The 20339-nt window shown below is 42.4% G+C and carries 17 protein-coding genes; 10 read left to right on the top strand and 7 right to left on the bottom strand.

Going from position 1 to position 20339, the window contains the following annotated elements:
- Window positions 1–29: 29 nt before the first annotated feature.
- From yjjX to H8S84_RS05185, 5 genes are all read left to right on the top strand, one after another.
- Window positions 30–599: an inosine/xanthosine triphosphatase gene (gene yjjX / locus H8S84_RS05205; RefSeq protein WP_187066184.1), complete on the top strand. Its 570-nt coding sequence runs from the start codon at window positions 30–32 to the stop codon at window positions 597–599.
- A 60-nt stretch (window positions 600–659) separates the two neighbouring features.
- Window positions 660–845: a response regulator gene (locus H8S84_RS05200; RefSeq protein WP_187066183.1), complete on the top strand. Its 186-nt coding sequence runs from the start codon at window positions 660–662 to the stop codon at window positions 843–845.
- A 130-nt stretch (window positions 846–975) separates the two neighbouring features.
- The gene (locus H8S84_RS05195; RefSeq protein WP_187066182.1) at window positions 976–1164 is read left to right on the top strand and encodes a hypothetical protein; all 189 of its coding nucleotides are present in this window, start codon (window positions 976–978) and stop codon (window positions 1162–1164) included.
- A gap of 141 nt (window positions 1165–1305) precedes the next feature.
- On the top strand, window positions 1306–1686 hold the full coding sequence (locus H8S84_RS05190; RefSeq protein ID WP_187066181.1) for a hypothetical protein: 381 nt from the start codon (window positions 1306–1308) through the stop codon (window positions 1684–1686).
- Window positions 1687–2094: 408 nt separating this feature from the next.
- Entirely contained in the window at window positions 2095–2655 is a 561-nt protein-coding gene (locus H8S84_RS05185; protein ID WP_222621573.1) for a cupin domain-containing protein, read from the top strand.
- 207 nt (window positions 2656–2862) lie between these two features.
- Here the strand turns inward: H8S84_RS05185 and H8S84_RS05180 are convergent, their stop codons facing one another.
- Window positions 2863–3816, bottom strand: a complete 954-nt coding sequence (locus H8S84_RS05180) for a spore photoproduct lyase family protein (RefSeq protein ID WP_230407045.1) — start codon at window positions 3814–3816, stop codon at window positions 2863–2865.
- A gap of 1454 nt (window positions 3817–5270) precedes the next feature.
- Here H8S84_RS05180 and H8S84_RS05175 point away from each other — a divergent pair.
- The 3 genes from H8S84_RS05175 to H8S84_RS05165 all read left to right on the top strand — a co-directional run bounded on the left by H8S84_RS05175 (window position 5271) and on the right by H8S84_RS05165 (window position 9185).
- Window positions 5271–5891 (top strand): outer membrane beta-barrel protein, encoded by a 621-nt coding sequence (locus H8S84_RS05175; RefSeq protein WP_187066180.1) that lies wholly within the window; start codon window positions 5271–5273, stop codon window positions 5889–5891.
- Window positions 5892–6086: 195 nt separating this feature from the next.
- Window positions 6087–6833, top strand: a complete 747-nt coding sequence (locus H8S84_RS05170) for a hypothetical protein (protein ID WP_187066179.1) — start codon at window positions 6087–6089, stop codon at window positions 6831–6833.
- 873 nt (window positions 6834–7706) lie between these two features.
- Window positions 7707–9185, top strand: coding sequence for a M61 family metallopeptidase (locus H8S84_RS05165; RefSeq protein ID WP_187066178.1), 1479 nt, complete (start codon window positions 7707–7709; stop codon window positions 9183–9185).
- Between the two features lie 350 nt (window positions 9186–9535).
- Here the strand turns inward: H8S84_RS05165 and H8S84_RS05160 are convergent, their stop codons facing one another.
- Window positions 9536–10294 carry a LytR/AlgR family response regulator transcription factor gene (locus H8S84_RS05160; protein ID WP_187066177.1) on the bottom strand — a complete coding sequence of 253 codons (759 nt, stop codon included), beginning with the start codon at window positions 10292–10294 and terminating at the stop codon, window positions 9536–9538.
- Window positions 10275–11357 (bottom strand): sensor histidine kinase, encoded by a 1083-nt coding sequence (locus H8S84_RS05155; protein WP_187066176.1) that lies wholly within the window; start codon window positions 11355–11357, stop codon window positions 10275–10277. The genes H8S84_RS05160 and H8S84_RS05155 overlap by 20 nt, the downstream gene beginning before the upstream one ends.
- 278 nt (window positions 11358–11635) lie before the next feature.
- On the opposite strand from H8S84_RS05155, the gene H8S84_RS05150 reads away from it, so the two are divergent.
- A complete protein-coding gene (locus H8S84_RS05150) occupies window positions 11636–14071 on the top strand; it encodes an outer membrane beta-barrel family protein (protein ID WP_187066175.1) in 2436 nt (811 codons plus the stop codon).
- Window positions 14072–14737: 666 nt separating this feature from the next.
- On the opposite strand, the gene H8S84_RS05145 is transcribed toward H8S84_RS05150, so the two are convergent.
- Window positions 14738–16333, bottom strand: a complete 1596-nt coding sequence (locus tag H8S84_RS05145; protein WP_187066174.1) for a hypothetical protein — start codon at window positions 16331–16333, stop codon at window positions 14738–14740.
- A 228-nt stretch (window positions 16334–16561) separates the two neighbouring features.
- On the opposite strand from H8S84_RS05145, the gene H8S84_RS05140 reads away from it, so the two are divergent.
- A complete protein-coding gene (locus tag H8S84_RS05140) occupies window positions 16562–16867 on the top strand; it encodes an efflux RND transporter permease subunit (RefSeq protein ID WP_230407044.1) in 306 nt (101 codons plus the stop codon).
- Window positions 16868–16968: 101 nt separating this feature from the next.
- On the opposite strand, the gene H8S84_RS05135 is transcribed toward H8S84_RS05140, so the two are convergent.
- From H8S84_RS05135 to H8S84_RS05125, 3 genes are read right to left on the bottom strand one after another with little or no spacing between them, the layout of a single operon-like run.
- Window positions 16969–18354, bottom strand: coding sequence for a GH1 family beta-glucosidase (locus H8S84_RS05135; RefSeq protein WP_187066173.1), 1386 nt, complete (start codon window positions 18352–18354; stop codon window positions 16969–16971).
- Between the two features lie 50 nt (window positions 18355–18404).
- Window positions 18405–19391, bottom strand: coding sequence for a glycosyltransferase family protein (locus H8S84_RS05130; RefSeq protein ID WP_187066172.1), 987 nt, complete (start codon window positions 19389–19391; stop codon window positions 18405–18407).
- Window positions 19388–20230 (bottom strand): UDP-2,3-diacylglucosamine diphosphatase, encoded by an 843-nt coding sequence (locus H8S84_RS05125; protein ID WP_187066171.1) that lies wholly within the window; start codon window positions 20228–20230, stop codon window positions 19388–19390. Before H8S84_RS05125 ends, H8S84_RS05130 begins: the two co-directional genes overlap by 4 nt.
- Between the last annotated feature and the right edge of the window lie 109 nt (window positions 20231–20339).

Below are 20339 nucleotides of genomic sequence, written 5' to 3'. Positions count from 1 at the left end.
ACTTGTTCGATTTAACTCAATATCTATTTATGATTCATAAAATAGAACATACTGTAGTGGTAGCTTCGAAAAACCCTGTCAAGATTGAGGCAGCTCTCCGGGGCTTTGAGAAGATGTTCCCAGACAAAACTTTCAGTACACTTTCTATTTCTGTTTCTTCTGAAGTAGCTGATCAGCCGATGTCGGATGAGGAGACTTTTGCCGGTGCAGTTAACAGAGTAAACAATGCAGTAAAAAAGCATACCGAGGCTGACTTCTGGATAGGAATTGAAGGCGGTGTAGAAATATATGGCGGAGAACTCACTGCTTTTGCTTGGGTAGTGGTACGGTCAGTAGATGGACTGGGTAAGGCAAGATCAGGCACTTTCTTCTTGCCACATGCAGTTGCCACTTTAGTAGCGCAAGGAATGGAGTTGGGTGAAGCAGATGACATTGTTTTCAATAAATCCAATTCAAAGCAAGAGTCGGGTGCTATTGGCTTACTCACTAATAATGTAGTAGACAGGATGCAACTATACGAGCAGGCGGTTGTACTTGCATTAGTTCGCTTTAAGAACGAAGCGCTTTATCAGCCAATGGAAAAGGAAGTTGATTTTTGATTTAGCCCAAGCTTACAAGCATTAATACCAAAATCTGTTTGCTTCTAATTTATACTACCCATGCGAAAGATTAGGGTTTTGGCAGTTGAAGATGACGAGCGCCATGCGGATGTTCTTCGCATGGTGCTCAATCAACTTGACTATGAACTAATTGATCTAGTATCTGCTCCCAAAGAAGTGATGCGCCTACTGAAAGCTACAAAGCCTAATGTGCTCTTAATGGACATCGGCCTAGGCAAAGAATAAACAGGTATAGATCTGGCTAGAAAAATCAATGGAATAGTAGATTTGCCGATCATTTACTGACATCTTTTAAGGAAGAGGCCGTTTTCCGGCAGTCATGGGAAACAATGCCTGAAGCCTACCTGCAGTTTTTATGGCAATGCGTGAAGGTAAAGTCAAAGGCCTGGCCAACAACCGTGATACACTTCCTCCGATGCCATGGCCAATGTTCTCGAAGCTGGAGGATGATGATCTGAAAGTAATTTTTGCCTATCTTAAGTCTACACCACCTGTCAAAAATGTTGTGCCTCCACTCATATGCTTAAAAGATGTAAGCAAGTAGTACTTATTGTAGGGAGGGAAAGCTTTGAAGCAGTACCCTTTTTAAGCATATGCTAAAATAGAGCACCAAGAAGTGATGAACCCTTGCAACCATTTCCTCATGTTTAGAATCATAGGAGTGTACATATAAAACTAATCTAACATGAAAAAACTAGCTTACCTTTTCCTGCCCATTTTAGTCTTTTTCCTTGTATCCTGTGAAAAAGACACTGTATCACCAGAGCCGGGTATATTGGATATTACTATAAATCAAACTTCATCTGTTCAGGTGCCCCAAGAGATTGCGGTAAAGCTCGAAAAACCTACGCCTTGCTTTAGTGTGAGCAATACTAAGAAAACCGTATCTGGCTTTACTTTCAATTATGACTTCACCCTAACAAATACTGCAGAGGTCTGTGCAGATGTTATCGCGGAAGAAACCGTACAGGTAACTTTCGATCCTTCTGTTGCCGGAGAGTATACACTGAACTTTCTGATAAACGGGAAACAGTATGAATCCAGAAAAGTAACTGTTACCGAATAATTCTGCGATATATTTTCAACGATCAAAAGCCTGAGCAAAAATATTTCTGCTTAGGCTTTTTCATTTACTACAGAATGATAGAAATACTTAGAGTTGTAAATTATGCAAGGTAAAATAAACTCCCTGCCTTATTACTTGCAATGGATAGGAAATGCTAAGAAATTAAGTGGCTATTACATCTTGCGTACGTAGTTATGTGCTGTGGGATGTTCTAGGTTTTTAGATGCTTAATGCGTTGATAACCTGGATTCTATAGTAGGTGTGGTGAATGAGGTATCTGTTGTTGGCTACTGTCTGTTTTTTGTTTGTTGCCGTTAAATATAAAGAGAGGTTAAACCTGTTTTAAAGAGTACTTATTATTATAAAACAGACTTGATGAGACGAATTTGCAAACAAAATAAATAAGCTATGAAAACAAAAGATGTTGTAAAAAGTGTAGGTGCTAGAGCCATAGTTTTAATCTGGATGTTAGCAATTTTTCCTGGCTGTGTAGAAAGTTCGTCTGGAGCTGAAAAAGTAAACAAAGAGACCATGGGAGATACTGGGCAGGGTGGTCAGGGAGAGGACATGGGAGGAAAGCCATGGGCACTAAACATAGAAGAGGGTACAGTTAAAAACAAACACTACCGTGCCGCCAAATGGACAGGAGAACACATGCAGATGGTGCTGATGTCTTTAAAACCAGGTGAAGAAATAGACCTGGAAGTGCATCAGAATATAGATCAATTTATAAGAATAGAGCAGGGGGAAGCCCGTGTACTGATGGGGGAGACCAAGGAGAATCTAACCTATGATAAGAATGTTTCCGATGACTGGGCTGTATTTATTCCTGCAGGCTACTACCATAAGATCAGGAACACAGGAAAAACGGAGCTAAAGCTTTACACGATTTATACTCCTGCCGAACATCCAAAAGGAACAGTACACAGAACCTATGAGGAAGCCCGTGAACATCACGCTGAGCATTAAACTATAAAGGTGTCTTGGTCCTATGAAAATATTTGTCTAGTAACTATCTATACTTTTGAATGAGGTTAAGATCTGAAGCAAAGAGCCGCTCCACATAAAGTTGAGCGGCTCTTTGCTATAGTGGCATATAGGTCAGAATCAAACTATATTCATAAGAACTAAGATATTCTAGAGGCACTTTTAAAGATAGAAACAATGGCTCAATGGCTATGTCCAGTACAAAATTGGGGCGTCAGGAAAGCGTCTTTTGAGTTCGCTCTCAAAAAAGTTACGGAGCGCCTTCATGGTAAGCGCTGGATACACATACTTCTTGCCACCAAACTTGTTGAACTTTAACGAACGGTTGCTCTCGTCGAAGTCTACCTGAGTATTGGGGTACCACTCCTGCAGGATAGCCTTGGAACCCGGGGTGAACCGATGGCTAATCAATTCAAAGGAAATCTCGCATTCAAAGTCGAGCGCTTGTTCCACTTTCTGTAGCAGATGCGTGTACTGTTCTTCCCAATCAGGTACAGGCATAATGGGCGCAATAACGAGTCCCACATTATAGCCGCCACCGCCGGCCGTCTTTGGTAAAGCCAGTTTGCGGACAGCCTCTAGCCGGGCATCCAAAGAGGCTGTGCCGCCCTCCATTCTCCTCGATATGAAGTCGGTGTTGATGCTGATACGGGGCTGCGTGTTACCGTTGTGCGGCAAGTCCAGCAAACCATCCACTTGATCGAACTTAGAAACCCAACGCAGATGCATGCCTTCATGCTCTCCAAAAAAGCGAATTGTTTCAGCTAAACTCCCCGTCAGGTGCTCGATGCCCAAGGGGTCTGTGTAGCAGCTTGCCTCAAAGGTAGTTACTTGACCGGCCTTTTTATACTTTGGCAGGTTCTCTAGAATAGAAGGCAAGTTGGCAAAAGTTCGTATAACCGGCGGACCTTGCAGGCTACCCGCTAAATAACAGTACTGGCAATGGGCAGGACAGCCCTCTGCCAGGTGGAACTGGTAGTCCGCTGATGGAGGGATGGGTTGCAGCTTAAGCGAGCTAGCCGGAGCTGTGACAATGGCTAGTGTGCTCTTAGCCTTGCGATAGGTTTCTCGCTCGTCCTCGCCACGCAGACCCGTAATCCTGTTTTGGTTCAGGACCTGCACTGGCAGTCCCAATGCCGTCACACGTTAATAAATCTTTCTGCCCCAAGATTCGTCCATAGCGGCAGGTGTAATCAGCACTTGTTTCGGCATCCACAGCTTTGAGTTCAATTTATTTGTCTTGGTAATTATCTCTTCTTGAAATCCTATATCCATGTACTAATTGAGGTTTTTGTTCTGCTGTTTTCTATGTTGCAAATACTCTATTTAGAGGTATAGTATGCACTTCAAATTCAACAAATTCGCTTGCTAGTTAATTCATAATCAGATGTTTAAATTAAAATACAAGTATTTGTATATCAATGGGTTATAATAAATTTATATGACCGTGTATATAATATGGCTGTTATAAATAAATATGTAAAAATTCAATCCCTCTACCATTTTTTATATCCCAGATGCCTTAATAAAACTTGCGATAATGTACTATCCGCCTATCCCGATGAGGCTAAGGAGGAGATTGTGCCGCATAACAAACTTCCATCCCTTGAGCGTAACAATTTCCAAGTGAAGTCGAATGTGCTGATACTGGATCTGGGCACCCGCTATACAGGACTCAAAGCGAAGCCAATTTGGTGACATTAATATGCGCTACCTGCACCAACTCAAGTCACAATGGATTACAGAATTTAGAAAGCTGCAGCAAGAGGTGATTCCATGGCGTGGTATACGCTATATTTTTTAGATGAAGAACTTAATTCACAACATAATGTGGAAAAGCCTCTACAACTTATATAGAGGCTTTTTTGATGGAAATTGATTAATGACAGGTTTAAAAAATTCACACATTATTACTGTTACTAAAATAAAATCGATTAGTAGGAGTAAGAACAGCATTTTAGGTTGCTTATGGACTTTTCATCAGTTTTTTAAGTGAATCGCCCTATTTGATGTGTAAAGAAAAAGATGATTCATCAACTCCACCCTTTATCGGTCGTAAATAATATATGTACTTGCTAAGTGCAAATATTTAAAGCTTTAAGTAAATAATTTTACAACACATATATCTATGATATAAGCGTGTCTTTACCAAGTGCAAAAATACCTGCTTATCATACGACACAACCAAACACTTTAGAATATCACCCCAACTAGTGTTTTTATATTCCATCAGACGAACAGTTTGCCAGGCATTTTAAAGTTGATTCTAAACAAACGCCTTAAAGTATAACTGTTGCTGCTAGAGGTATTGCTTAGGAGTAGATGTACTTTTAAAATCCTTGTTAAGGAACTGGTAGAACATCATCTCTTTCTCATACCTGCTTATATACCCTAACAACACGTGTGCCCTGATTACGTGTTCTAGTTCTATTTGTAGGTGATAGCCCACAAATACAAATTGCTTTAGCAGTGCCTAATGATGTTAATGTACATTTTTAGGTATTCTAAGATTGTCTTTTCTAATCATCTGCCTCCCTCTTCTTTTTACTAAAAAAGACAGTTAAACTATAATTATCATATATCTAAATTCTTTACCTATGTTAAATATTTATAATAAAAAACACTTTGGTGTTGTCTTACATTGTTTTGGAATTATTGTCGTCACATGGCTATTATTATTTCAAGCTTCCAATGTTGCATTAGCACAGGATAAATTCAGTATAACTGTTCGTGGCGGAATCAATTTACCTTGCCAAGGGCAAAATAACTTAAGTTTAAATAACGGGTACGGCTTAGAAGGAGAGATTGGCTATCGTGTTCTTTCTCAGTTATCAGTTTACGCAGGATGGGGATATAACAACTTTGATGTTAAAGATGATTATAAGGGATCTGATGTAGATTTTGTTGCATCAGGATATAGCCTCGGCTTACAATTTAATCAACCAGTAGCATCATCAGGATTGAGTATAATTGTTGGCGGCGGCGCCCTATACCATGAACTAAAAGTAGAATGTGAAAACAGCGACTTCGATGACTCAAAGCGTGGTCTTGGCTATCAGATAGATTTAGGTCTTGGTATTAATATTGGAAAAAATCTAATGCTTATACCTGGTCTGAAGTATAGGTCAATAGAAAGAGATTATGACATGGAAGGTAGAAGTAAGCGAATAGACCTAAACTACCTGTCTGCTGGTGCTGGTATAGGGTGGTTTTTTTAACGCTCTGCTATAAGTACTTTTAATAAATTAATTGTCACTTACTAAATTTAAGATATTTAATAATTACTAAGGTGTAGATAACTCTCTGAATTCATCTACAGACTAATGCTGATGCTGTGTTATAGGTGAATCAAGTATAACAAAGGCATATACAAAAGATCCGCTAGTAAAGGTTTTTCGCCGAGGCAACGCTTTATGGGCTTACCCTGTCTTAGCATAAATGCATCTGTTAAAATAAGACATGAAAAGACTTTCAATATCAACGGTGTTTTGCCCTTTGTAATTGGTATACTTTTGTTGTGGAGCTGCGACAGGCCTACTTTAGAAGAACCATTCGACTCACCTGGTCAGATAGATGACGACCTTGCTCTTCGTCTGGATAGCCTTGCTGGAGACGCTATGGAAAAAGCACGGCAGAATGGATTTGAAGAGGCGAGGGCAGATATGATGAATGGGCTGGCCACCGTAGTTGCGATGGGAGCAAAGCCTGTGGTGGCAGTGATACATGTAAATGATAAGCCCCGTAAGTATTTAGTAGCTGGAATTAGGCGTGATAGTTTCGGGATGAGAGGGGAGCACCATATCGACTATCGTATCTTCGCCTGGCGTGGCGACATGGTCGACGAAATACTGTTTATTGAGATGTTTTCCTCTACTGGAAGTCCAGCACGAACCGATGGTTATTGGCTGCCACTTGGAAAAGGGGGCCAGCAAAGTGCGACTTCTGTGACAGCTACAGCTCATTCATTTGAACAAACTGGCAACTCGTGTAATGTTATACCTATTGTTAATACTCTAACTCCCTCCGATCTTCCTTGTAGTGAAGCAAAGGTCCAATTCAGTGGAAGCCTAAATTTTACAAAGGAACTTGATTTTGAAGTTAAAGGACGTTTTGATCTGAGGTTAGTGGAGGTACCTCTAGTATTTTTAATTCAAAATTAATGCAGTTATTTTCCCCTTTCCCATAGTAATACTATACTCCTGATCAAAGCACCTTAAGGTAAAAGTATATGGTATGGTGTCAGAGTATAGTCAAAAGGCCTTCAGCGTTAACTGAAGGCCTTTTGCAGTAATGTAGACAGTATAGAAACACTTCAATGACAGATTAGAATGTCCCCCTGCCTGTCGTGATGTAAAATAGCTATAAGCGAGTCGCAGATACCAAAAGTTATTGCCTTTGATTTATCGTTCACATTCCATACCATAAACAAAGAAGAATTGGTAAAAAGCCTGCAGAACAATTTCATTAACCAAGTGAAGGGCTACAATATTTTCGTGATGGATACAAGTCGAGCCGAATTCAGGATTAGCTATTGCTGAATCGAGATACAGCAAAACTGCAGTGGATGGACTATCTAGAGAATCCGATGATATGAATCAAATATGGCTGATCAGTTTAAATTTAAGGTTTTAGGCTTTGTAGTGTTTATGTATCATTCTTAGTCACATTTTTTGATGCTTTTATCACATTTAGTTGGAGCAAGCTTCTAATGTTTCTATTCTTGCCCTTGATCTATCTATCGTCTCACATCTAAAGAAAAGCACCAATGGAAGCACTGGCAGTACTATCTATAGTGAATATCTCCAAAATCTATACCTACTGGGGAGGCTCTGGAAATTCCGAAATACTGGAAGAAAATAGCAAGTAGAATGATAAGTTTTACGAAAGAAGAATTCCTGATTTAAACAATGCCTTTGTTACGAAAGTGTGCAAATATTAAGAGAAGAATACCCAAACAAATTCAGCCTTAGTTCTTAGTATACATCTGGTTTAGGCTGCACAAGACGGTTAGGTACAATCTGGAATGAAAAGCAATGAAAAACATCTTCACAATCCTATTTATCAGTTTGCTTATTTTATCGTGTAAACAAGATCAAAACGATGAAGCTATTACCTATTCAATTGCATTTGATAATGACAATAGCAAAATCACAAAAGTAAAAGTTGAGTTTACACCACAAGACAGTATCCTGTTTATGGATTATGGAGCAAACAATCTGGAAAAACGATGGGCAACATTCATCCATAATATAAAGGCTGTGAACGATGAAGGAAAGCTAATTAAGTTAGAAGAAATTCCCGATGCGAAGTGGAAAATACACGCACCACTTAACGAAAAGATTGTTTTGACCTATGATGTCTATTTGGACCATGAAGACTATGAATGGGATGGAGGTATAGATGGCATAGCATATACGACTGATAAGGGCGTATTTTATACGGGGAGAACTTTGTTCATTATGAACGGAGAAAAACGAAAAAATATAAATGTTGACTTTGAGTTACCTAGAAATTGGAAGGTTACCACACCGTGGACGAATAACAGGGATGTTGCTTCTTCCTACTCGGTAAAGAATTATACCGATCTGGCAAACGCAATGCTATTTGCAGGAAAACACAAAGAGCTTTCTCTTAAACGGGATGATTTTGAATTTGTCTTTGCGCTTGGTAGTACTGAGATTATCAAGGACGAAGCAGTTTTCAAAAATCTGGCAGAAGGTGTTTTGGACTATTACATAGAGCTTATGGGCGGAATCCCCAAGCCTTCACCTGATGATCCGTTCAAAAAAATGGTTGTGGTTATTAGCTCCCATCCATCTATTACAGATGGTGAAGTAGTTGGAAACAACGTCAGTATTCTGATTCAAAAAGATGCTGATCAATTCTCAAAAACAATTTCAAGATTCATTTTTGCGCACGAATTCTTCCACCTATGGAACGGTAAATCTTTTAGACCAAGCAGTGAAAACGCAGAATGGTTTAAGGAAGGCCTTACTAACTATTATACCTTAAAGGCATTGCATCATGTCTCTTTTCTGACAGATGAATCCTATTTAGATTTTTTAGGCAACTTTTTTTATAAACGATACAATGAAGATGATGGTATCGGAAAACTAGCAATTGCAAATGGAGAAGAGAAGCACGACCACTGGGGTTTAGTGTACGGAGGTGGCATGCTGGTGGGAATTGCGCAAGATATTATTATTCGTAATGCCACGAACAATGAAAAAAGTATGGATGATTTAATGCGTGGTCTATTGATTAAATATGGAAATAGAAAGGATAGTTATACTATTGGAGAGCTTCAAAACATGATGTCTGAATTAAGCGGAATGGAGCAAACGGAGTTCTTCAATTCTTATGTTTTAGGCACTAACAAAATTCCAATCGATAACTATTTAACATTGGCCGGATTGAACGCCAGCATTGAGAATGGACATTTAATAGTTTCAAAAAAAGAGCATCAAACTCAGAAGCAACAAAATATAATGAAAGGATTGTTTGGTCAATAAAAAGTGAAAGATAAAAGAATCTGCACCTAACAATGAATATAGTTCATTGGCGGAATAGAGGTTTGATATCGTTTCTGATTCAAGTTTTCTTATCTAATAACCTGAAAAGATTGGCTAAGAAATCGTTAATAAAACCATACCATATAACGGTAATAATAAATGAGAGCCTTAGTGTCTAAAGTAAAACAAAAAAGCCTTCTAGTATAAACTGAGAGGCTTTATGTATATCAAAGGATGGAATTATCGAACATTTTCCAAAGAGATTTGGCTTCATTAATAAAGTATTTGCAGGAGAGCAGCTAATCAAGCTACCCTTTCATTTGAATGTTTAATGTATAATTTCAGATAAACTACATATCCAGCCACTCCTTGAAGTCTGAAGCTTTACTGCTGCTAATGATAATATCTTTCTCTGTGGCAGGCAGTAGCAGAAGCGATAGTCTGCCTTTGAAGTAGGGACGTACCTCCTGCACCGCATCAATATGCACCATAAGTTGCCTGTTTGCCCTAAAAAAAATAGCGCTGTCGAGTTGCTCTTCTAACTGATCCAAAGTATAGTTAATGATATGGCGTTTGCCTTGCTTTGTTACAAGAAACACGACACCTTCTTCTGCCCAGAAGTAAGCCACTTCTTCTAATGAAATGGCCTTAATCCCCTGGCCCTGCTTCACTAAAAACCTGGATTTTATTTGCTGCTGCAGCTGTTTCGACTGCAGTAATTGGTGCAGGTTATTTATATCCAGCGGTAATGAATGGTGCTGGTTCTCATACTTTTTCAAAGCAAGGGCTACATCTTCCGTTTTAATAGGTTTTAGCAGGTAGTCCACACTGTTCACCTTAAAAGCATCTATGGCATATTGGTTATAAGCAGTCGTGAAAATGACCGGGCAGCTAACTGCTATCTGCCTGAAAATCTCGAAACTGTTACCATCAGAAAGGTGTATATCGCAGAAGATCAGATCGGGTGCCTGATGCAGGGTAAACCATTGAACCGCTTCTTCCACAGATCCTAACTTAGAGAGGATTTCTGTCTGGGGACGAAGCCTTTTCACGATAGCGGCAATCGCATCGGCTGCCAGCTGCTCGTCTTCAACTATAACTACTTTCATAATTGGCTACATCAAGTAAAGGTAAAGCTACCGTAAAAGATCCTTCAGTTTTGGTTACTTCTACTTCTTGGTCAGTAAAGTACTTGTACCTACTGCTGATGTTCTGTAATCCTACTTTTGTGGATGTTACTTCATCTAGTCGGGGCTGAAGGTTGTTCTCCACTACCAGCTTATCATCTTTAACATAAATATAAATGTGCAGCGGTTTATTTAAAGTAGAGCCATTGTGTTTTACAGCATTTTCAAGCAGCATCTGCAGTGAGGTAGGGGGCAGCTGCAAATGTAGGTAAGTCGCAGGTACATCGACTCTAAACTGCACGTTTCCGCCAAAGCGGGTCTGCATAAGGTATATGTAAGCGTTTGCCAGTTCCAATTCTTTTTCGAGCGGTACCAGTTGCTTATCGCCACTATCAAGCAGCCCCCGGTATACTTCCGAAAGCTGGTTTAGAAATGTTGCCGCTTTGTCCTGATCTATATGGATAAGTGAGTTGAGTACATTCAAGCTGTTAAATAGAAAGTGCGGATTTACCTGATTCTTCAAGGCTTCCAGCTGTGCTCTAAAGTTTTCTTTTTGTAATTGCTCTGCGCGCAAATGCTCTTGCTGTAGCTCTTTCACGTTACGCTCACGTTCCACAAAATAATAAAAGAAGAGTGCCGCAACGCTACTAATAACATAGGCAAGGCGCACCCGTTCGGGTAATAAGTTAACTTCTGTATCAGCGGCGTAATAGATGAGCCTATACGGAACATAGTAAAGCAGGAAACAAAGGGTAACGCTACTGGCTACCACCGTAATGCCTTCTAAAACAGCTTTCCAACCACCTGAAATGCGACTAAAAGGTCCTGTTGAAAAGGTCTTCGAAATAAATCTGTTTGCTATAAAGATGGCCAGCAGAAAGAAAAATGCAACTGCCAGTTCTACCAAAATACCAGTATTAAAGAGCCAGACGGTGCCTTGATGTACAAATACTAACGCATAGTATAAAAGTACTGTCGTCAGGGCGGCGATAGCAACCTGCTTCAGGAAAGGTTTATACTTGACGCGCATTATTCTAGTTTTCAAGGTCAAAAATTTAATAGGAGCGAGCTAAGGTTGCGGGTACTTCTCCGCATCGAAGTAAACCTATTTGCAGCTTAAAAACAAGCAGTTTGCTTGAGAGCAACTGTTCTTTAAGCCTCCATCAATACCAACTTCATAACCTAAGCTTTCCATTTCAACTATCCCATATCCCATTTCATTCGGTTTATGTCCCGCATCATCAGAAACAGATTTCTATCCTGTATTTGATGCGACATCTTTGGATCAACTAATTGATTTCAGGACAAATAAAACTTAATGAAATGAAAAATCTAAAACACATCATCATACTGCTGCTGATAACAGCTTTACCGCAGGTAGGCTTTAGCCAGGTAAATGGTTTTTTAACAGGCATTGTAAAAGATGAGCAGGGGCAGCCAGTAGGTTTTGCCAATGTAGCGCTGTTAGAAGCTGCTGACTCCGTTGTAATTAACGGTACTACCGCAGATGCAGAAGGCAGATTCCAGATAAAATCACCTGCAAAAGGAACGTACTTTCTGCGTTTCGATTTCTTAGGGTATGTGCAGCTAGATTCTGATCCTTTTGAAGTTACAGGGGATGATTTTACAAAAGATTTCGGGAACACAACTATAAGAGAAAATGTGCAGGTACTGCAGGAGGTAGTGGTACAGGGCATGCGTCCTACAGTAGTTTCTTATGCTGATAAAATGATAGTGAATGTGGGAGGCACAGCCATGGCAGGCGGCAGTACTGCTTATGAAGTTCTGGCTAAATCCCCGGGCGTCTGGATCGATCAGAACGGAGACCTGAAGCTGAATGGTAAAGCGGGTGTGAAAGTCATGATCAACAACAAACTCGTTTATCTGAGCGGGAAGGAACTGCAGAACTTTCTACAAAACATGTCCGGTGAGAACATTAAAGACTTAGAAATTATTACCAATCCTTCTGCCAAGTATGATGCGGAAGGTGCGTCAGGCATCATTAACATCAACCTGAAGAAGAGCAAAGACACAGGTTTAAACGGCAGCCTACATTCCAGTTACCAACACAACGAACTGAACAGCTATACAGCAGGTGCTGATGTGAATTATAAAAAAGGTGCATGGAGCGCTTTTGCCAATTTTGATTTTGCCGAGCGTGCCAACCTCAGAACAAACAAAATGAAGCGTACCTTCCATAATCAAATGGACAGTAGCCTTGACCAAAACCTGAGAGAGGAAGGAAAAAGAACAATACCCACCCTTAGAGCAGGCGCTAGTGTTGACCTAAATCAGCGACACAGCCTTGGCTTTATGGCCGATGTATCGATTTATAATACAGAAAACAATATCAGTACATTGGCTAAACTGGCAGATGGTAACCCTGAAAAGGACGTGCTGATAGATGCGCTGAATAACGGAAAAGGACATAAGCAGAGCAGCACCTTTAACTTCCATTATTTGGGTAAATTAGATACAATGGGCACTACACTCTCTGCGGACCTAGACTATGTGCGACTCTACAGCCAGGACGATGCCACGTTTGTAAACCGATTGGAAAGTATGAGTATACCTGCCGGTGTTTCCGTTAACAGACTGATGTATGACAACCCAAACAACTATGACATCTATGCTGCAAAAGCCGATCTTATAAAAGCTGTAGGCAAAACAGGCAAACTGGAGTTAGGCGCGAAAGCAAGTCGTGTGATCTCTGATAATGAACTGAAGTTTTATGAAGAAACAGATGGTAACATGCAGCCGGACGCCAGGCGAAGCAACCACTTTATTTATAAGGAGAACATCCTTGCAGCCTATGCTTCCTACTCTACAGGCATTGGCAAAAAGCTAAACATACAAGCAGGTCTCCGTGTAGAGCAGACATTTGCAGCAGGTAACTCTGTTACGTTAAGCCAAAAAACAAATAGAAACTACTTCAACCTGTTTCCGACGTTGTTTTTGCAGCATGCGGTGAGTGACAACTACCAGATTAGTTACTCTTATAGCCGCCGTGTAAACAGACCTCAGTATAGTGCCCTGAACCCTTTCATTTTCTACATCGACCCTTATTCTTGGGTGGTAGGCAATCCTTACTTAAATCCACAATACACAAACGCTTTTAACATTACACAAACTATAAACCAGCGCTTCAATGTGGTAGTTGGGTATACTGTAACAAAAGACTTTATAGCAGAAATGCCGGAGCAGAATGTTGCAGATAAAACGACCTACTTTCAGCAGCAGAACTTAGAGAAGATGGAAAGCTTTAACACAACATTGGTAGCTCCATTGCAGGTGTTGCCAATATGGCAGATGAACAATACAGCTACGATCATGTACCAGAAGTATACAGCAGAACGTGAGCAGCAGGTGCTGGCAAACGAGCAGGTTTCTTTTATGCTACAGTCAAATCACGCGCTACAAATGCCAAAGTCTATACGTCTTGAACTGAACGCTGCTTACCAAGGTCCGGCAGCCTATGGTTTATACCGTGTTAATGCCAGTTGGGGAGTAGATGCAGGCCTAAAGCGCTCTTTTATGAACGATAAGCTAGATGTTAGTATGAGCGTTACAGATATTTTCAAGACTAAACGAATGGCAGGAACTATAAACATTGACGGCAACAAGATTAAAGCTGACCAGTACAGAGGAACACAAAGCTTTAAGATTAGCCTTCGTTACCGCTTTAGCAAGGGTAGTGAATTTAAAGCAAACAAGAAAAGCACAAACTTAGATGAGGTGAACAGAGCGGGTGGCAAATAGGTCATGTCTGTGATGTAGCTTTATTGAATTTCTAAAAACTAAAGCATTAAGTACTGAATGTGTCCTGGAACAAATGAGGCGCTTGACCTAATGGCAAGCGTCTCATTTTTAGTTTGTATCGTAGCGGTTTAATTCAGCAGCCTAGGAACATAAAAAATAGATCCCAGATACCTTCTTAGCTGCATGTTGTCAAAATCATTTAATGACACATGCGATGTAACCGCTCACTAAGGAAAAGGCTTGGCACGGAAAACAAGATATATTTAAGGTAGGATTAAATAGTATAGACTAGTTTTATCTTCCTTTTCTCTAGCCATTTGATCTGCTCACAAACTTACTGGACAAATATTGAATTTTGGTTTAATTTCTGGTGATGAATAGAAAACTGAAAGAAGAAACTGCCTGAATTAAAGAATCCACTTCGATTAATGTTGAGCGGCTTTTTGCAGTGGTAGACCCAATGATAGGATTATCAAATAATTTTCACAGTGATTTGGCCGCTGTAGAAGTTTATTTAATTTCCCTTCGTTTACTTAAACGCCAAAGTGTTCCTGGGACGATAAGCTGATAAAGGAAATAAAGAGAACTTCACCTGGTTCAGTAAAACAAGCCATGTAAAGCAACAGGAGCAGTCCAGTTCAATACTTTCAGAGCTTCGGAGACCGTTTATGGCTTATTGAGGAACAAAGCCAAGTGCTGAATTACCGTTTTCTTCTCCAGTCCTCCAGCAAGCGCACCCGTAGTGACGCCCACTGTGCTGATAAAAGCAGCCAAACGCAACTTGTCAGTGAGCCCTACCATGGGTTTGTCCAGTGTGGGCCAAGTGCTGATAAGGCCTTCCGGGAAAACGTAGAGCTCTATGACCATCATCAACCCACCAATCATCAGGAACAGCCCAAAGCAGGCCAAGAGGATACTTAGGAAAATGACCACATTGGCTATTGCCTGATGCTCTGTCAGCACATTTTTCTCCTTTCTGGGAAGGAACAGGGACTGGATCTTGATCAGGTAAAAAGAAGCACCCAGTATACTGACAGCCGCAAATAAAGTCGTGGTTCTGTTACCCATGTTTAGTCCCACATCCCAAATCTCTGCAGAGAAAATCAGCAGCAGGCTAGGGGCTACCGCCGCTGTGGCTAAGCCTGGCAGCGACAAGGGGAGTAATATTGCCCAGTTCCGGAGCAACGGACTCAGAATCGCTTTTGGGTGTTTGACTGCCATGATCAGGTGAAATATGAAAGCTTCTAAGCCGGTGCCCCCGTGAAGCTCCCTTTCCGGAAGATGCTTCACCTGCTCTTTAAGTAGTGCGCGCTCCTTTTCAGTAAACTCAGGCTGGAGCTTTCTTCCTTCTCGAAATGAGAAAGGAGCCATCACGCCTCCTTTTCTTCTTTCTGTATGAGGCAATCCACTGATGTGTCCTAGCAAGTGCAACGTGAGAGCTGCGGCATTAACCCGTACTGTCTCAGCGCCCAAAGTACGGATAGGTTTTCCTCTGGGTGTTGTAGTCAGCCGCTGAGTAGAGATCACAGCAGTATAAGTTACAGGTGATGCAATTCCCGCCTCAATCCGGTCTCTGCGGGAGATCAGGGTGACGTCTGTCACCACCAGTACAATGTCATAAGGACCCTCCGCCATCCGCATAGTAGCCGCATCGAGGAAATCAGAGGGCTCCCTTGTTCTGTCAGTCTTCAAGGCTACTGGCTCCACCAAGTGGAATGTCCATGGTATGCCGCTGGCAAAAGTCATCTCTGGCTGCACATCAAGCGTTAGTTGCTTTAGAAAAGGCTCCATCCCCTCCGGTGTTACGGCAGGGCTGTAGGCTAGTAGCACCCCTACATGCATCTCTGCAGCCGGGGTTTCCTCTTGCGTATTCTTTAGTTCATTTAAAAATTGGTTGGATGGGGTAAGTCCCCTTACGAAGGTGTTTGTAGTGACTATCCGGCTCAGTTGCAGTACTCTAATGGCCCTTAACAGCCGGAAAACCCTGATGGCAGGGATGAAAAGGGCCATTATTATCAGCCAGTTTCTTTTCACGTAATCAACCTTGCTGGTGGAGAGTGCCAGCTTTACCGTAAACTCCAGCACAAAAAGAAACCATATCAGCACTACCAGTTTCTCCTGAACAGGGGACAGGCCCCTTGCCAGTTCCACAATAAAAAGGTACAGCCACACGATGGCGAGCATGAACATTGGGCCCTCCAGCCAGGCCTCCAGCTTGTAGAGCATGCGGAATCTTTTTTGCTGAACGTTGTCTGAGGTCATGCTGTCTTGGACTGGATGAATGGAATAAAGCGTCCGCTGCAGGCTTCTGGCTTACAGCATAAAGGCTTTTCGATATTCCTGCTATACCTGAAGTCGAGATACTTTGTTGAGTAGCGACACCTGAATCATCATTCCTGAGGGTAACCTGAAGTGACGACCTGCTAAATGAATAACAGCTACCTTGGTTTATTGGTGTGCTGAACAGCTATATTAAACCTATTATTGTAGTTGGCAATACCATTCGACGTGGTGGGTGCGGTGATCGGACACATTCTGCTATGCTACGACTTGTCGCTGGTGAGCCTGATGGGTATTATTGCGCTATTGGGAATGGTAGTGAACGATTCGCTGATCATGATCGATTATGCCAACCGACAGCGCGGAGACCTTTCTGCTTACGATGCCTTACATGAAGCCGACATCCGGAGGTTCAGGCCTATCATACTTGAAACGGCCAGGCAAGCTTATCAACTAATACCCATGGCCATTTCGCTGGGGTTTGGGATCGTTTTTGCACAGCCATTATTCTGGTGATCGTGCCCTGCCTGTATATGATCATGGATGATGTAGTGCAGGTACTAAAGAAAGAAAAGGGAGCAAAACAATTACAGAAAACGTAGTAATTTCAATAAGCTTTATACTTTGAATTTATTTGTCAGGAAATCCCTATACCACAAACCAGAGTCTTTAATAGTGCGCTGTTGCGTCTCATAGTCTACGTGCACCAGCCCGAAGCGCGGATTATAGCCTTCTGCCCACTCAAAGTTGTCGAGAAAAGACCATACGAAATAGCCCTGCACGTTGGCACCTTCCTGCTTGGCGCGCAGCACCTGCTGCAGGTAGCGCTTCAAAAATTCTACACGCTGCTGATCGTTTACCTGCCCGTCCTTAAGCTCATCAGCGAAGGCAGCACCGTTTTCTGTAATGATTAATTTTTTGATGTTCTTATACTTGCTATACTTGTGCAGCAGGTGGTAGATGCCCTCCGGGTATACTTCCCAGTTCATAAGGGTGTAAGGCACATCTCTTTTCTTAGCGGGCACCAAGTTGGCCTGCAGAAAGGGTGTCCAGAAAGAGTGTTTTACCACTTCGCGGGTGTAGTTCTGTATACCTATAAAATCAAAGTCAAACTGCAGCAGCGCTTCATCATCTGGCTTCATGTACTTTTCAATTCGACGCATAAACTTCAGGTCGTCCAGGGGGTAACCGAGGCCAAGTGCGGACTCCAGAAAAAGCCTGTTGAGAAGTGCATCTACTCGTTGTGCTGCTTTAATGTCTTTTTCGCGTTGCCGCAGGGGTTCTACATGAGAGCAGGATATAGTAGTACCTACTTCAGCATGAGGGAGTATACTTTTTAAAATGCGGCCACCTTGTGCTTGGCAAAGGGCTGTGTGGTGTACGGCAGGTATAAACGAGCCAAAACATCTGCGGCCAGGCGCATGAACACCCAGAAAATAACCTGCTCCTGTAAACACCATCGGCTCGTTCAGCACCATCCAATGGTTCACTCTGTCGCCAAAGGTGGTGGCACATAGCGCAGCATATTCACTAAACCAGTTCACAATGTCGCGGTTAGGCCAGCCGCCTTTTTTCTCCAGTTCGTGCGGTAAGTCCCAGTGGTATAACGTAACCCAAGGCGTAATGCCCAGCTCCAGGCTATAGTCTATTAAGCGGTTGTAGTAGTCTATCCCTTGCTGGCTAACTTTACCTGTACCGGCAGGCATCAGGCGGGACCATGAAAGTGAAAAGCGGAAGTTAGGGATAGCCATTTCCTGCATCAGCATCAGGTCGTCGGGGTAGCGGTTAAAAAAGTCGCAGGCTATTTTGCCGTGGTGGTTCTGCTTTACTTTCCCTCTTTTATTCGTGAAGATATCCCAGATAGAAGCGCCTTTGTCCCCTGTGTCGTGTGCTCCCTCTATCTGGTAAGCTGCAGTGGCAACTCCCCATTCAAAATCTGCCCCGAAATCCAGTCTGTTCAGTACAGGCTGGTCCTGTACTTGTGCTGTGCTGCTGTGTGTCATATTGAAAGCAGCAGAAGCGGCTCCTGCTGCACGAAAGCTATACTTTATATTTATGTGTTTTCCTGCACTATACGTGCTACAATGGCATCCGTCTCATCTGGGTAATGCACTTGTATCGGTTCGCCGTGCTCCTGCCATTCGCTTATCTTAGGCAGGTGTTTTTTCTTGAGGCTTTTAACGGTTGCTACTCCCATATGCTTTAAAGCTGCGGCGTTGCAAACCTGCTCATACTGGTTTTTCATAGGCACTACCAACAGCTTCTTTTGCAAGTATAAAACTTCTGACGGTGTACCGAAGCCTGCCGCGCAAAGTACTCCTGCTGAGGAGGCCATACTTTGCAAGAAGGCATCGTTCTGGATAGGTTGTACCGAGATGTTCTCGTGCTGAAACGGCTGCTTGTTGTGCTTGGAGAACACCTGCCACTCCACGTTCTTAAACCTGGAGAGCTTGTTTACAATTTTGTGGTCGTCGTGCGCGGGTAAATATACGGTGTAGTGCCCTTGGTTGCTCACCTCCAGTTCCCGCACCTGTTTACGGATGATAGGGGTAAAGATGGTGTCGTCGAACCTGGCAAAGTGAAAGCCATACTGCGCGGTAGTAGGAGCGTAGTTCTTGAGGATAAACTTCCCCATATGATCGGTCTCCTTTGGCTTTGGTACGTTTTGATTTAGCACCGCCACCTGGTTGCTCAGTCCCACGCAATGCTTTTTTGCCCGCATGCAAGCCCAGGCAGTTACAGGTTCAAAGTCGGTAATAACCAAATCATATTCATTTACAGGCAGTTGGCACGTGTCGTTGTAAAAGGAGCGGGAGCTTGCTTTTGCAAATGTGCGGTAAAAGTCTACGCCGCCGTTCTTCCCGAAAACGAAGCCTAAACCTTTAAGCCTGTACTTTACAGGGTATGGCAAACTAAGATCTACCTGAATGCCGCTTACCACAATGTCTACTTCTCCGCGCTGCTGCAGGGCAGGTATAGTGTCCAAAGCACGGGTAAGGTGACCATTACCGGTGCCCTGAATAGCATATAGTATTCTCAAGCTGATTTTAAGTTAAATTCTACCATCAGGCTCTGGAACAGCTGTATGTTGGTTGGCACAAGCTCGTCATCCATATCCATCACCACTGCATCCAGGTTCTCCCGGAATTTGTAAAGGCTCCAGGCTCCTTTTTCATACTCCAGGGCAGTCAGGTTCTCGATCCAGTCGCCGGAGTTGAGGTAGGTAACGCTGCCTTCGTTGTTCGTGATCTCGCGCAGTTCAGGTTGGTGAATGTGGCCGCAAACCACATAATCGTACCCGCTGGAGATGGCGATATCAGAGGCCGTTTTCTCAAAATTGTTGATGAATTTGACAGCGCTTTTTACACGGTTTTTGATGTTGCGAGACAAGTATACTTTCTCTCTGTTCAGCTTGAGACAAAAGAAGTTTACCATACGGTTGAGCAGGATGAGCAAGTCATAGCCATGTGCGCCTAGCTTCGCCAGCCACTTGGAGTGCTGCATGGTCACATCAAACACATCGCCATGAAACATCCAGGCACGCTTGCCATCCAGCTCCATCACCAGTTTGTTCACGATCTGGAAAGAACCAAGGTTAAAGCCTACAAATTTACGGAGCATCTCGTCGTGGTTGCCGGTGATGTAATATACTTTGGTGCCTTTGGCAATGAGCCCCATCAGGTGCTTAACTACCCGCATGTGCGAAGCAGGCCAATAGCTTTTACTGAACTGCCAAATATCAATAATGTCCCCGTTAAGAATGATGGTATCAGGTTTTATACTTTTAAGGTAGGCCAGCAGTTCTTTTGCATGGCAGCCATAGGTGCCGAGGTGTACATCAGATATGACAACTACCTCTACTTTTCTTTTTCTTGCCATAGATCAGGCGTGGGTGAGTATAATTTTAGTCTCCATTGAATTTAAAAGGGGAGTAGAAGGAGTGCAGCCTGTACAGGAGAATGCCTAGTAGCATGCTTGTGATAAAGCC

The sequence above is a fragment of the Pontibacter cellulosilyticus genome, from assembly GCF_014306105.1.
Taxonomy (GTDB): domain Bacteria; phylum Bacteroidota; class Bacteroidia; order Cytophagales; family Hymenobacteraceae; genus Pontibacter; species Pontibacter cellulosilyticus.
Note: the sequence above shows the minus strand (reverse complement) of the source record. Positions and strands in the feature narration are given on the sequence as shown.